Annotated in this window: 11 protein-coding genes; 8 read left to right on the forward strand and 3 right to left on the reverse strand. The window is 71.5% G+C overall.

The annotated features are described in order from the left end of the window. Positions 1 to 98: 98 nt before the first annotated feature. The 6 genes from ACEZDG_RS20275 to ACEZDG_RS20300 all read left to right on the forward strand — a co-directional run bounded on the left by ACEZDG_RS20275 (position 99) and on the right by ACEZDG_RS20300 (position 5,913). Positions 99 to 554, forward strand: coding sequence for a DUF5994 family protein (locus ACEZDG_RS20275; RefSeq protein WP_380511543.1), 456 nt, complete (start codon positions 99 to 101; stop codon positions 552 to 554). Positions 555 to 671: 117 nt separating this feature from the next. Next, positions 672 to 1,598, forward strand: a complete 927-nt coding sequence (locus tag ACEZDG_RS20280; RefSeq protein ID WP_380511546.1) for a universal stress protein — start codon at positions 672 to 674, stop codon at positions 1,596 to 1,598. Positions 1,599 to 1,771: 173 nt separating this feature from the next. Next, positions 1,772 to 3,025, forward strand: a complete 1,254-nt coding sequence (locus ACEZDG_RS20285) for an SLC13 family permease (protein ID WP_380511879.1) — start codon at positions 1,772 to 1,774, stop codon at positions 3,023 to 3,025. Between the two features lie 51 nt (positions 3,026 to 3,076). Then, positions 3,077 to 4,234 (forward strand): cation:proton antiporter, encoded by a 1,158-nt coding sequence (locus ACEZDG_RS20290; protein ID WP_380511549.1) that lies wholly within the window; start codon positions 3,077 to 3,079, stop codon positions 4,232 to 4,234. A 26-nt stretch (positions 4,235 to 4,260) separates the two neighbouring features. Then, positions 4,261 to 4,788, forward strand: coding sequence for a hypothetical protein (locus ACEZDG_RS20295; protein WP_380511552.1), 528 nt, complete (start codon positions 4,261 to 4,263; stop codon positions 4,786 to 4,788). A 183-nt stretch (positions 4,789 to 4,971) separates the two neighbouring features. Beyond that, positions 4,972 to 5,913, forward strand: a complete 942-nt coding sequence (locus ACEZDG_RS20300) for a GNAT family N-acetyltransferase (protein ID WP_380511554.1) — start codon at positions 4,972 to 4,974, stop codon at positions 5,911 to 5,913. 24 nt (positions 5,914 to 5,937) lie between these two features. Here the strand turns inward: ACEZDG_RS20300 and ACEZDG_RS20305 are convergent, their stop codons facing one another. Together ACEZDG_RS20305 and ACEZDG_RS20310 are read right to left on the reverse strand one after the other, a co-directional pair. Beyond that, complete coding sequence (locus ACEZDG_RS20305) at positions 5,938 to 6,432, reverse strand: hypothetical protein (RefSeq protein ID WP_380511557.1); 495 nt, start codon at positions 6,430 to 6,432, stop codon at positions 5,938 to 5,940. Between the two features lie 89 nt (positions 6,433 to 6,521). Next, positions 6,522 to 8,933, reverse strand: a complete 2,412-nt coding sequence (locus tag ACEZDG_RS20310; RefSeq protein ID WP_380511560.1) for a ricin-type beta-trefoil lectin domain protein — start codon at positions 8,931 to 8,933, stop codon at positions 6,522 to 6,524. Positions 8,934 to 9,105: 172 nt separating this feature from the next. Between ACEZDG_RS20310 and ACEZDG_RS20315 the strand changes: the two genes are divergently transcribed. Both ACEZDG_RS20315 and ACEZDG_RS20320 read left to right on the forward strand, forming a co-directional pair. Further along, the gene (locus tag ACEZDG_RS20315; RefSeq protein WP_380511563.1) at positions 9,106 to 10,701 is read left to right on the forward strand and encodes a glycoside hydrolase family 27 protein; all 1,596 of its coding nucleotides are present in this window, start codon (positions 9,106 to 9,108) and stop codon (positions 10,699 to 10,701) included. 99 nt (positions 10,702 to 10,800) lie between these two features. Beyond that, on the forward strand, positions 10,801 to 12,150 hold the full coding sequence (locus ACEZDG_RS20320; protein WP_380511566.1) for an acyltransferase: 1,350 nt from the start codon (positions 10,801 to 10,803) through the stop codon (positions 12,148 to 12,150). A gap of 25 nt (positions 12,151 to 12,175) precedes the next feature. Here ACEZDG_RS20320 and ACEZDG_RS20325 read toward each other — a convergent pair whose 3' ends face one another. Then, entirely contained in the window at positions 12,176 to 12,967 is a 792-nt protein-coding gene (locus ACEZDG_RS20325) for a DUF3050 domain-containing protein (RefSeq protein ID WP_380511569.1), read from the reverse strand. Positions 12,968 to 13,009 lie beyond the last annotated feature (42 nt).

Below are 13,009 nucleotides of genomic sequence, written 5' to 3' on the forward strand. Positions count from 1 at the left end.
GGACCCACCGAGGGCATTCCGTACGCCGCCGCACTGGCGCGTCGTCTCCGGTGAGCGACGACACCGGGCGCTCGTCGGCCCGGAGGCAGGTCCGCACCGTGACCACCATCAGCACCCGCCCCGAAGCCCCTGAAGCCCCCGTCGCTCCCGCCCCCGTTCCCGGGCTGCGCCTTTCCCTCAAGCCGGAGACCCGGATCCGGGGACGGCTGGACGGGGCCTGGTGGCCCAGGTCCCGGGACATGACGGCCGAACTGCCGTCGCTGGTGGCGGAACTCGACCGGACCTGGGGGCGGATCACCCGGGTGACCGTGCACCAGGGCAGCTGGCCCGACCTGCCGGCCAAGGTCCCGGTGGGCGCGCACGTGGTGCGGCTGGGCTGGTTCGGCCCCGAGCAGGAGACCGACGACCTCTGCCTGCTCTCCTACAAGGTCGGACGCTGGGACCTGCTGGTGGTCCCGCCCGAGTGCGACCCCGGGCGGGCGGCCCGGCTGATGGCGGCTGCCGCCGATGCGCACGAGACCGGCGGCTCCGCCGCTCTGCTCAGCCGGTTCTGAGCGCCGCCCGCCCAGGGCCGGTTGTCCCTCCGGCAGGGACGATCGGTCCCTGCCGCGGACCGGTGCCGCGCGGACAGGCTGGCTACTGCCGACATCCGCGCACAGAGGGAGCAGACCATGACCGGTTCACCGGAGCACGGCGTAGTGGTGGGATTCGACGGATCGTCCTGTGCCGAGGAGGCACTGGACTGGGCCGCGGCCGAGGCGGTGCTGCGCGGGGTCCCGCTGCGGATCGCTCACTCCTGGACCCTGTCCCCCTACGGGGTCCCGGTGCTGGAGCAGGGGGACATCGCCCAGGGCATCACAGAGGCGGCGGAGGCGCTGCTGCAGGGCGCGCAGACCCGGGTGCTCAAGGAGCACCCCGAGCTGCGGGTCGACCTGGACCTGCTGACCGAGGGGGCGGCGCCGGGGCTGATCGACCTGGGCGGGCGGGCGGACCTGCTGGTGGTCGGTTCCCGGGGTCTGAGCCGGTTCTCCTCGATCCTGATCGGTTCGGTCAGCCAGAGCCTGGTCGCGCACGCACCGTGCCCGGTGGTCGTCCTGCGGGGGACTACGGGACGTACCGGGGACCGCGGCCCCGAGTCCGCGGTCGAGCAGTCAGAGGCCGCCGCGACCACCGGCCCGGCCCCGGTCGTGCTGGGGGCCGCCCCCGGCGAGGCGTCCGCGCCGGTCGGGTTCGCCTTCGCCGAGGCGGCCAGGCGCGGTGCGCCGCTGCTGGTGGTCCGGGCCTGGCAGTACCCGCCGAACGTGGGCGGGTACATCGCCCCGCCGCCCGGCGACATGGGCCTGCGTGACGGTGAGGAGGGCGAGGAACTCGCCCTGGTGCTGGCCGACGCGGCCAAGGAGTTCCCCGGGGTGCGGGTGGTCCAGGAGGTCGGGATGCACGAGCCGGCCTGGGCCCTGGTCGACGCCTCCACCCGGGCCTGCCTGCTGGTGGTCGGGGCCGAGCGCCGCCGCCACCGCTTCGCCCCGCCGATCGGACGCGTGGCCCAGCAGGTGCTGCACCACGCCCACTGCCCGGTCGCCGTGGTGCCGCACCACTGACCGGCCGGCACTGGGTGGCGTGCGGGCGCGGCCGGCGTGGGTGCGGGGGGTGGGCCAGCGGTGCGATGGCATCATTGCCGGGTGTCGGGGTAGTGGCACGCCGTATCCCGCCCGCATCCCGCCCATGTCCCGCCCGTGTCCCGTGACCTGCTGTTCCAGTCGAGGAGTACCCCCTGAGCACCGCCCTCGCCGAGACTCTCTCGGTCGTCCTGCTACTGGGGGTGCTCGGGTTCGCCGTGGTCCGGCCCCGGGGGTGGCCCGAGGCCGCCGCGGCCGTGCCCGCCGCCGCGCTGGTGGTGGCGCTGGGGATGGTGACGCCGGAGCAGGCCTGGGAGCAGGTCCGCACGCTGCTGCCGGTGGTGGGCTTCCTGGCCGCGGTGCTGGTGCTGGCCCACCTCTGCGCGGACGAGGGCCTGTTCACCGCGGCGGGGGACCTGGTGGCGCGGGCTTGCCAGGGCAGCCCGGTACGGCTGCTCGGCGGGGTGTTCGCGGTGGCCTCGGTGACCACCGCCGTACTGAGCCTGGACGCCACCGTGGTGCTGCTGACACCGGTGATCTTCGCCTCGGCCGCCCGGGTCGGCGCCCGGACCCGTCCGCATGTCTATGCCACCGCGCATCTGGCGAACAGCGCCTCGCTGCTGCTGCCGGTCTCCAATCTGACGAATCTGCTCGCCTTCACCGCCAGCGGCCTCGGCTTCACCCGCTTCGCGGTGCTGATGGCCCCGGCCTGGCTGCTGGTGATCGGCCTGGAGTACCTGGTCTTCCGGCGCTTCTTCCGCACCGACCTGGCGGTCGCCGGCGGGCCGCCGCCGGGGCAGGCGGAGCCGGTGCCGATGCCCCGGTTCACCCTGCTGGTGCTGGTGCTCACCCTGGCCGGATTCGCGGTCACCTCCTTCGCCGGCATCAACCCGGCCTGGGCCGCGCTGGCCGGGGCGCTGGTGCTGGCGGCACGGGCGCTGGCCCGCCGCCGGACCACCGTGCGCACCCTGGCCGGCGCCGCCGCCCCGCTGTTCTGCCTGTTTGTGCTGGCGCTGGGGGTGGTGGTCAAGGCGGTGGTCGACCACGGCCTGGACAGCGCGGCGGGCGGCCTGCTCCCGGACGGCAGCAGCCTGCCGTCGCTGCTGGCGGTGGCCGCGGTCGCCGCGGTGCTCGCCAACGCCATCAACAACCTGCCCGCGATCCTGGCGCTGCTGCCGATCCTGGCGTCGAGCGGACCCGGGCCGGTGCTGGCCGCCCTGATCGGGGTGAACCTGGGGCCCAACCTCACCTATGCCGGCTCCCTGGCCACCCTGCTCTGGCGGCGCATCCTGCACGACCACAACAGCCAGGCCGACCTGCGCACCTTCACCCGGCTCGGCCTCTGCACCGTCCCGCTCACCCTCGCCGCGGCCACCACCGCCCTGTGGGCCATGCTGCGGCTCACCTAACGGCTACCGTGAGCTGAAGTTCCGCCGGTTCCGTGCGAGGAGGTCCCGCCGATGGGGTTTGCGACGTTGGCGGTGATCTCGTTGGCGGCGCTGCTCGGGCCGCTGCTGGCGCTGCCGCGGCGGTGGGCGCTGCCGGTGGTGCTCGGGGAGCTGGTCGCCGGGGTGCTGCTGGGCCCGACCGCGCTGGGGTACCTGGACGCGCGGAACCCCACCTTCAGCTTCCTGGCCGACATCGGGTTCGCGCTGATCATGTTCGTGGCCGGCGCCCACGTCCCGGTCCGGGACGCCAGTCTGCGGGCGGGCCTGCGGACCGGGACGCTCCGGGCGGTCGCGGTGGGGGTGCTGGCGGCCGGGGCCGGCCTCGCCGTGGCCCGGCTCTTCGGCACCGGGCACGCCGCGCTGTACGCGGTGCTGATGGCGTCCTCCTCCGCCGCGCTGGTCCTGCCGATCGTCGACTCGCTCGGCCTGGACGGCGGGCCGGTGCTGCGGATGCTGCCGCAGGTCGCGGTGGCCGACACGGCCTGCATCGTGGCGCTGCCGCTGGTCATCGACCCGGACCATGCGGCCAGGGCGGCGCTGGGCGCGCTGGCGGTGGTCGGCTGCGCGGTGCTGCTGTTCTTCGTCCTGCGGCGGCTGGAGCGGGGCGGCTACCAGCGGCGGCTGCACCAGCTGTCCGAGCGGCGCAGTTTCGCGCTGGAGCTGCGGATCAGCCTGGTGCTGCTGTTCGCGCTGGCCGCGCTGGCGGTGCGGACCCATGTGTCGATCATGCTGGCCGGATTCTCCTTCGGCCTCGTGGTCGCGGCGGTCGGCGAGCCGAGACGGCTGGCCAAGCAGCTGTTCGCGCTGACCGAGGGCTTCCTCGGGCCGCTGTTCTTCCTCTGGCTCGGGGCCTCGCTCGACCTGCGCGAGCTGGCCCACCACTCCTCGTTCGTGCTGCTCGGCCTGGTGCTGGGCCTGGGCGCGGTCGCGGTGCACGCGGCCATGCGGGCGACCGGTCAGCCGGTGGCGATCGGGACGCTGGCCGCGGCCCAGCTGGGCGTCCCGGTGGCCGCCGCGACCCTGGGCTCGCAGTTGGGCCTGCTGGCGCCCGGTGAGGCGGCGGCGCTGATGCTCGGGGCGCTGGTGACCATCGCCGCCGCGACCGCGGCCGGCTCGATGCTGGCACGCGGAGCGGGTTCACCGGCGGCGAACGCCGAACCCTTTGCCTAGGTTCGTAATTGTGTAAGCATAAATACATGACCACAGGACACGCACTGACAGACAAACTGCGCGGCTGGTTCACCGGCCGCCTTCCCAAGGGCCTCTACGAGGGCCCGCCCGAGGTGACGGTCGACCGCGAGGAGATCACCGTCATCGGGCGGATCCCGGCCCCCGAGACCGGCGAGGGCGCCTCCGAGGTGGAGCGCTCCGCCGCCGTCGCCGGACGGATCAAGGAGTTCCGCGAGCGCACCCGGCACGCCCGGATCGAGGTCGCCGCCGAGGCCGAGCACGCCTTCGGGCGCAAGGTGTCGTGGGGGGTGCGCTGCGGGGACACCGTGCAGATGTTCACCACCCTGTCCGTGCCGGTGATGACCCGGCTGCGGCAGAGCGAGCGGCAGCTGCTGGACACCCTCGTCAACGCCGGGGTGGCCCGCAGCCGAAGCGACGCGCTGGGCTGGTGCGTACGCCAGGTGGGCGAGCACGCCGAGACCTGGCTCGCCGAGCTGCGCGAGGCCATGCGCACGGTCGAGCAGGTCCGCGACGCCGGACCCGACCTGGGCTGAGCGTAAATGGTTTGCCGGGCTCCGCGGTCGTCCGGTAGAACATGATCGCCGAGCTGAACCACACCACACGATACGAAAGGAGGGACCAGCCGATGACCTGCTCAACCACTGCGTCCGATCCCTCCCGGGGCCGGCGGCAGCGCTGACCCCGGGCGGCCGGGCGCACTTCCCTCGGAGCGTGCCTTGACCGCAGTACTCGCCGACCTGACGATCCGTACCCTGACCGGTCCGGACGAGGTCGACCTCTTCAACCGATTCCCCTATGTCTTCAACCAGGAGATCGCCGACGACCTCGGCTCCGGCCGCCGTCGGCTGCCCTGGCTCTGGCTCGCCCTCGACCGGGCCGGGGAGCCGCTCGCGCGGCTCGGCTGGTGGGCCCGTCCGGAGGACGACGCGCCGCTGCTGTTCGACGTCTTCGACTACCGGGACGGACAGGAGGAGGCGGCGCTGCTGCTGCTCCGCACGGCGTTCGCCGCTGTGGTGCCCGAAGGGGCGACGCCTCCCAAGTACACCCGCATGATCCCCGCCGACTGGCGCGACGACCCGTCCGCCCGGGCGGTGGTCGAGGGCCGGAGGGCCCTGCTGGAGCAGACCGGTGCCGGCTTCTTCGTGGAGCGGCTGCGCCTCGACTGGACGCCGGGGACGGCCGTGCCCCCGCCGCCCGACCGGGGGCTGACGTTCCGTCCGGTCGCCGACGAGGCGGAGCTGGTGCAGCTGATGACCCAGGTGCTGGAAGGAACCCTGGACGCCCACAGCCGCGAGGACCTGGCCCGGATGACCCCGCGGCAGACCGCGCAGCTGCAGTTCGACGACGAGATGGCGCACTACACCACCCCGCGCGACTGGTGGCGGGTGGCGGTGCTGCCGGACGGCGAGCCGGTGGGCTTTGTGATCGCCGCCCGCAACTCCTACCGTCCGGTCATCGCCTATATCGGGGTGGTCCCCCGGCACCGGGGCAAGGGGTTCATCGACCCGATCCTGGCCGAGGGCACCCGGATCCTGGCCGCCACGGATCCGGAGCGGATCCGGGCGGCCACCGACCTGGGCAACGTCCCGATGGCGAGGGCCTTCGAGCGTGCGGGCTACCGGGTCTTCGAGCGGGAGCTGCTGCTGGCCTGGGACTGACCGCATCCGACGGACCGCCCCGGGTCAGCCGAAGGTCAGCACGGCGGTCTGCTGGGCCAGCTGGGTGCCGCTCTGACTGGTGATCGTCACGGTGACGGCCAGTTGGGCCGGGGTGCAGCCGGACGGGGACGAGTACGTGGTGCTGGTGCTGTTGGTGCCGTGCGCGGCGATGGTCACCGGCCGCAGGAACGGGTCGAGGACCGGGCAGGCGGACGGGGCTCCGGTGGAGGAGCCGGAGAAGCGGCCCAGCCAGGTCTCGTTCACCGTCTGGCTCACCCCGGTGCAGTTCTTCACGGTCAGCACGGCCGGGGAGGTCTGCCCCGGGGGTACCTGGGACGGATGGAAGGCGAAGGCGGTGATCCGCACGACGCCCGCGCAAGCCGTCGGGCCCGGGCCCGGTGCCGGGGACACCTGGGGCGCCGCCGCCGCTGTCGCGCCGGCGGCGCCCAGGAGCAGGCCGAGACAGGCCGCGCCCGCGGTCAATACCCTGGCACTCCTACGAGTGCTGCTACGAGACATGACGTCCTCTCACCACTCCTGGCGCATTCTCTGACGAGTACACAACCAAAATGGCGTCAACGTCCTTGTCCCGCAAGGGTCTGGACCACTCAACTTGTGGGGACCCACTGCTGGTTGGTGCCTCCGTTGCAGGTCCAGAGCTCCAACTGGGTTCCGTTGGCGGTGTTGAAGCCGGGGTCGTCCAGGCACTTCCCCGAGACCGGGTTGAACAGGGTGCCGTTCTGCTCGGTCCACTGCTGGTTGCCGCCGCCGTTGCAGCCCCAGAGCTCGACCAGGGCGCCGTCGGCGGTGGAGGCGCCGGTGATGTCCAGGCACGCGCCGTTGATGCGGATGGTGCCGTCGGTGCCGACCGACCAGTTCTGCGCGGCGGTGCCGTTGCAGTCCCACATCTGGACCTTGGTGCCGTTGGCGGCGGAGCCGTTGTTGTCGTCCACGCACTTGGCGGAGTCGTCCACGGCGACGATGGGCCCGGCCGAGGAGCCGCCGCTGCCGACCGGGGTGACCGACAGGTTGTCGAACTGGTCGTTCTGGTAGCCGCCGGTGCCGAGGCCCACCATGCCGGCGCTGTAGGTGCCGTCGGTGGCACTGCCGACGGTGGTGCCGTCGATCGCGGCGGTGAGGGTGTGCCCGTTGAGGGTCAGCGCCAGATGGTGCCAGCTGCCGGTGCCCAGCGCGGCGACCGTGCCACTGGCCAGGGTGCTGAGACTGTCGCTGGTGTTGTTGCGCACGATCGACCAGGCGCCGGTGTTGCTGACCTGCAGGTAGTAGGCGTTGATCCCGGCCGGGCCGAAGCTGTGCTGGGTGCCGACCCGTCCCATCAGCTGCACCGAGCCCGGCTGCTGGATCAGGGTGTCGGCGGCGACGGTGTAGTTGGTCCAGTTCAGACCGCCGCCGATGGTGTACGGGTTGGAGTTGCCGTCCCACTCGATCGGCTGCACCAGCGCCTGCTGGCTGACGCAGCGTCCGCTGCGGCCCCCGGCGCAGGGCTCCACCTCGAACGCGCCCTGCTGCTGGGACAGGTAGCGGGGCTGCTGGTCGACGGCGTCGCTGTCCAGGGTGTCCGCGTAGGGGAGGGCCAGCGAGCTCTGCGCGGGGCCGGCCGCGGTGCCCTTGCCCTGCCCGGTGGTGGTGGTCAGGGTGTAGACGTAGCCGGGCTGGACGGTCAGCGTGTACGCCCCGCCGGACGGGGTGACGGTCGGCTGCTGGACCAGGTAGTCGGCGGAGTTGGCCGAGTTGAGGTTGCTGGCCCAGACGTGCACGGTCCCGGCCGAGAGGCCGCCGGAGACATGGACGGTGACCGTCTGCGCCGCGCTGGCCGTGGTGGTCTCGATGATCGTGGAGTAGTCCGAGCCGTTGGTCGACTTCAGCGACACATAGCTGCCGTTGGACTCGCTGCCGCCGAGGTAGCCGGAGCCGGAGTTGAGGAACTGCCAGCCGGGCGAGGTGAACTGGGTGACCTGGGCGGTGGCCCACAGGCTCCGGCCGACGCTGTAGGAGCCGGACCAGGGCTGGGTCGCCAGCACCAGCCCGTCGGTGTCGTAGGGCAGGTTCGGGTAGACCGCGGCGACCACCGGCCAGTTGATGTAGGCGGTCATCCCGCCGTCGACATAGCCCCGGGTGATCGAGCGGATCAGGGCCGGAGCGCCGGAGTTGAGGTCCTGCGAGCCGTTCTCGCTGGCCCACAGCGGCTTGCCGGTGCCGCTCGCGGTGGCATTGCCGGTGCAGGTGTCGGCGCTGCCGCCGTCGCCGCCGGCGCAGGGGTAGTGCACCCCGATGATCGACACGGCGTTGGCGAACGCCGAGTTGGACGCGATGTCCCCGGCGACGCTCCAGTCGCTGTCGGCCCCGACCAGCTGCACGCCCGCGTAGCCGTCGGCGTTGAGGGTGGAGCGCAGCTGCTCGTACCAGGCGATGTTGTAGCCGCGTTCGTTCCAGCCGCCCAGGTAGTTGATGGTCAGACCGTGCGACTTGGCACAACCCAGCCAGTTCACCAGGTAGTTGACCATGTCGGTGGACCAGAAGTTGCCGCCGCCGATCCAGCCGGGCGCGCCCCAGGCCAGGCCGTAGAGCTTGATGTTGGGGTTCTGCGCCTTGGCCTGCTCCATCAGCCACCACTCGTAGCCGGTGCCGCAGTCCACCGCCGAGGCGGTGTGCATGTGGCTGGATTCGGAGCCGTCGGTGGAGTTGGTGTCCCCGCCGATCTCCACCTTGAGGATCTGCAGGTCGGCCCCGTAGCCGGGCTTGAACAGGTACTGCAGGATCTGCTGCTGCTGGGCCGCGGGGTAGTCGGTCAGCAGCCGGGTGTTGCCCCCACCGCCGCTGATCGCGCCGATGCCGTCGAAGGCCTTCCCTGCGCTGCTCCCGTTGACGGTGATGGAGGTGCTGGTGGCGGCGCGGGCCTGCGGCGCGAGCACACCGAAGCCGAGCGAGACGGAGGCCAGCAGGGTGGCGAGGACGAGCACGAGCAGGTGTCGTGGTCGCTGTAGCACGGTGGGGATCACGAGTGCGGCTCCTCGGGGATCAAAAATGTTGAAAGCTGTTGGATTTGACGCATCGTCACTGCATTACCTTGGTCATGTCAACAGTCTTGACGGGTCATCAGACAGGAGCGGACACTTCAGCGAGTCAACATCAAACACTGTCCTTCAATTTGCAACAGAAGGAGAAGAGTCGATGGTCCACCCCCACCCCCGCGCCACCGTGACCGCCGTGCTGGTACTCCTGCTGCCGGTCCTGGTCCTGCTCGGTGCCGCGCCCCGGGCCCGCGCTCTCGACAACGGACTGGCCAGGACCCCGCCCATGGGCTGGAACGACTGGAACGCCTTCGGCTGCAACGTCAGTGAGCAGCTGATCGAGCAGACCGCCGACTACCTGGTCTCCTCCGGCCTCAAGGACGCCGGCTACCAGTACGTCAATATCGACGACTGCTGGATGGCCTCGCAGCGCGACTCCGGCGGCAACCTGGTCCCCGACCCGGCCAAGTTCCCCGACGGCATCAGCGGCACCGCCGCCTATGTGCACAGCAAGGGCCTGAAGCTCGGCATCTACGAGAGCGCGGGGACGGCCACCTGCGCCGGCTACCCCGGCAGCCTGAACCACGAGCAGCAGGACGCCGACAGCTTCGCCGCCTGGGGCGTGGACTACCTGAAGTACGACAACTGCAACAACCAGGGCGTGCCCTGGCAGCAGCGCTACGACGCGATGCGGGACGCGCTGCACAACACCGGCCGGGCCATCGTCTTCAGCATGTGCGAGTGGGGCGAGGACAGCGTCTGGACCTGGGGCGCGGCCACCGGCAACCTGTGGCGCACCACCGGGGACATCAACGCCTCCTTCGGCTCGATGCTGTCGATCTACCACAGCAACGTCCAACTGGCGCAGTACGCGGGCCCCGGGGCCTGGAACGACCCGGACATGCTGGAGGTCGGCAACGGCATGTCGTTCACCGAGGACCGCTCCGAGTTCAGCCTGTGGTCCGAGATGGCGGCACCGCTGATCGCGGGCACCGACCTGCGCAAGGCCACCCCGGCCACCCTGTCGCTCTACGGCAACCGGGCGGTGGTCGCGGTGGACCAGGACTCGCTGGGCAAGCAGGGCACCCAGGTCGCCTCCTCGGGCGGCCATGACGTGCTGGCCAAGCCGCTGTCCAACGGCGATGTGTCGGTGGTGCTGTTCAACGAGAACTCCTCCGCCGCCACCATCAGCACCACGGCCGCCGCGGTCGGCCTGCCGTCGGCCGGCTCCTACAAGCTGACCAACCTGTGGTCCAACCTGGTCAGCAGCAGCACCGGCGCGATCTCGGCGACCGTCCCCGGCCACGGCTCGGTGATGTACCGGGTCTCGGTGGGCAGCGGCAGCAGCACCGGCAGCACCCACCCGCTGGTCGGCGCCTCCTCCAAGCGCTGCCTGGACGCCAACGGCGGGGCGACCACACCGGGCACCAAGATCCAGATCTGGGACTGCGGCGGCGGCAGCAACCAGGCGGTGACCATCACCGCCGCCGGCGAGCTGCGGCTCTACGGCGGCACCCAGTGCCTGGACGCCTACAACAACCAGACCTCGGCCGGTACCAAGGTCGAGCTCTGGACCTGCAACGGCGGGACCAACCAGCAGTGGCGGCTCAACCCCGACGGAACGGTCACCGGGGTCCAGTCCGGACTGTGCCTCGACGTCACCGGGGGCGACCAGCCCGCGGGCAATGTCAACGGCACCCAGCTGGAGCTGTGGGGCTGCAACGGGGGCGCCAACCAGCAGTGGAGCCTGGGCTGAACCCGGGGTGACATTTGGTCCAGACCACTGGCCCGCGGTCGGCTGCTGCCCTATTCTTCGGAATGATCAGAACCCCTGGGGCGAACGGAGTTTGACCACGTGAGTGCCTGGCCGCAGCTGCGCGGTTCCCGGACGGTCCGCCCGGGAACCGCGACCGCGGGGGTGGTGCGCTGCGGGCTGATGGACACCATGCTCGCCGACCTCGCCGTGTCCGTCGTGTACTTCTTCGCCGAGACGCTGGACGAGGAGCGGCTCGCCGCCGGGCTCGCCCTGGCCCTGGAGCGACTGCCGGTGTTCGGCGGCCGGCTGCGCACCGTCGACGGCGTGCTGGAGATCGTCTGCGACGGCGCCGGGGTGCCGATGGACAGCTACGACGTGGACGAGACCCTGGCCGAGGCGATGGGCCGGGTGACCCTGCCCCGGGCCGAACTGGTCGACCATGTGGCGGCGGCGCAGGCCAGGACCGGCGGGCATCCGCTGCTGACCGTGCGGATCAGCAGGCTGGCCGACGGCGGCACCGCGCTGGGCATCTCCTGGCACCACGCGGTGGGCGACATGCAGAGCTTCGTCCAGCTGTTGCGGGCCTGGTCGGCCGCGGTGGAGGGCGGCAGGCTGCCGGAGGTGGAGATCGTCCAGGACCACGACGCCTACCTGGACCGGGTACTCCCGGCCGAGGACTGCGGACGGCCCGGATTCCGGCTGCCCGACCCGGAGGAGGTCGCCTTCCTGGGCCGTGAGGTCGCGCTGGCGGCCCGGGCCAACCGCAGCGTCCAGGTCTACTTCGGCGAAGCCGAGACCGACCGGATGAAGCAGGCCTTCATCACGGCGGCCGGACGCAAGCTCTCGGCCAGCGATGTGATCTGTGCCCACGCCATCTCCGCGATAAGGGAGTTGGACGAGGACAAGGAAGCCAGGGAGTTGACCGTGCCGGTCAACGTCCGGCGTCCGCTGGACCTGCCGGCGACCGTGATCGGCAATCTGCTCAGCGAGATCCACCTGTCCTGCCCCGGGCAGGGCGCGCCCGAGCTGCTCGCGGCCGGGCTGCGGGAGGCGATCGAGGACTTCACCGGCGCGCACCTCAACCTCCGCGCCAACCTGCGCTTCCTGGAGGCCATCGGCCGGGACCGGCTGGGGGACTGCGTCCCGCTCGGGTTCGATCCGGCGCAGCGCAGGTTCACCTTCTCCAACTGGAGCCGGTTCGGCGCCTACGAGGTCAGCTTCGGCGGCGTCCGGCCGGTCTTCTTCAGCCCGGCGGCGAACCTGCAACTGCCTTGGGTTTCCTGGCTGGTGGAGGGGTTCGAGAACACCGGTTCGCTGTTCACCGCGGTCCTCCCGGCCCGTCTGGCCGGACGGCTGCGCAGCCCCGAGGGGTACGCGGCACTGCACCGCTTCCGCGAGCCGGGGGACGTGCTGCCGGCGTCGGCGGAAGCGGTGCGGAAGCTCGCCTGACCCCGGACCGGGGCCAGGCGAGGGATCAGGCCGAGAAGGACTCCTCGATCGCGGTCCAGAGCTTCACCCTGGCCCGCAGCGCGGTGCGGACGGTGTCGGCGCAGGCGGCCCACTTGGCCTCGTCGTCGCCGCAGAGGTCGATCAGCATCTGCATCGCCATCGGGGTGTGCTGCTCGCCGTCCACCTCGATGTGCCGGGCCAGGTAGTCCTTGAACACGGTAAGCACGCCGTCCGGGTCGTCGATCTTGATGACCTGGGCGAACATGTCCGGGATCAGGTCCTCCCGGCCGAAGGCGAACGCGGCGGCGCGGCAGTGCACCGGGGCGTTGTCGATGATCTCCCAGGTGGTGCCGGTGAAGTCCAGCGCCGCCTGCGGCACCCCGGCCGACTTCAGCGCCTCCGGCACGGCCGTGCCCGCGCGCAGCAGGTCGAGGAAGGCGTTGACCGGGCCCGGGTCGGCTCCGGCCTGCCGCATTCCCTCCACATAGAGCTCGAAGTGGCTGGTGAAGCCCTCGCCGAGCTCGTCGCTCTCCTCCACCAGCACGATGTCGTTGATCAGCCGGCGGCTGGCGGTCGGGCCGTTGGGCACCCAGGGGACATCGACGCAGGTCAGCTCCCGCTGCAGGCTCTTCAGCAGCGACATGAAGTCCCAGACCGCGAAGACATGGCGGTCCAGGAAGCTGCGGACCCGCTCGATGCTGTTCAGCTGTCCGTAGACGGTGTGCTCGACCACCTCGCGGCGCAGCGGATCGATGGCCTGCTGCAGTCCGGACAGGCCGGGGTGCGAACGGTCCCAGTGGTAGCGGTCGGTGGGCATGGTGGTACTCCTCAAGTGGTAGTGGTCAGGTTGGTCGACGGG

This window comes from Streptacidiphilus alkalitolerans, assembly GCF_042511045.1.
Classification (GTDB): domain Bacteria; phylum Actinomycetota; class Actinomycetes; order Streptomycetales; family Streptomycetaceae; genus Streptacidiphilus; species Streptacidiphilus alkalitolerans.

Excerpts from the sequence above, each read along its gene's own strand:
- ACEZDG_RS20280 (WP_380511546.1), top strand. The coding sequence starts at position 672 with ATGACCGGTTCACCGGAGCACGGCGTAGTGGTGGGATTCGACGGATCG.
- ACEZDG_RS20290 (WP_380511549.1), top strand. The coding sequence starts at position 3,077 with ATGGGGTTTGCGACGTTGGCGGTGATCTCGTTGGCGGCGCTGCTCGGG.
- ACEZDG_RS20295 (WP_380511552.1), top strand. The coding sequence starts at position 4,261 with ATGACCACAGGACACGCACTGACAGACAAACTGCGCGGCTGGTTCACC.
- ACEZDG_RS20305 (WP_380511557.1), bottom strand. The coding sequence starts at position 6,432 with ATGTCTCGTAGCAGCACTCGTAGGAGTGCCAGGGTATTGACCGCGGGC.
- ACEZDG_RS20315 (WP_380511563.1), top strand. The coding sequence starts at position 9,106 with ATGGTCCACCCCCACCCCCGCGCCACCGTGACCGCCGTGCTGGTACTC.
- ACEZDG_RS20325 (WP_380511569.1), bottom strand. The coding sequence starts at position 12,967 with ATGCCCACCGACCGCTACCACTGGGACCGTTCGCACCCCGGCCTGTCC.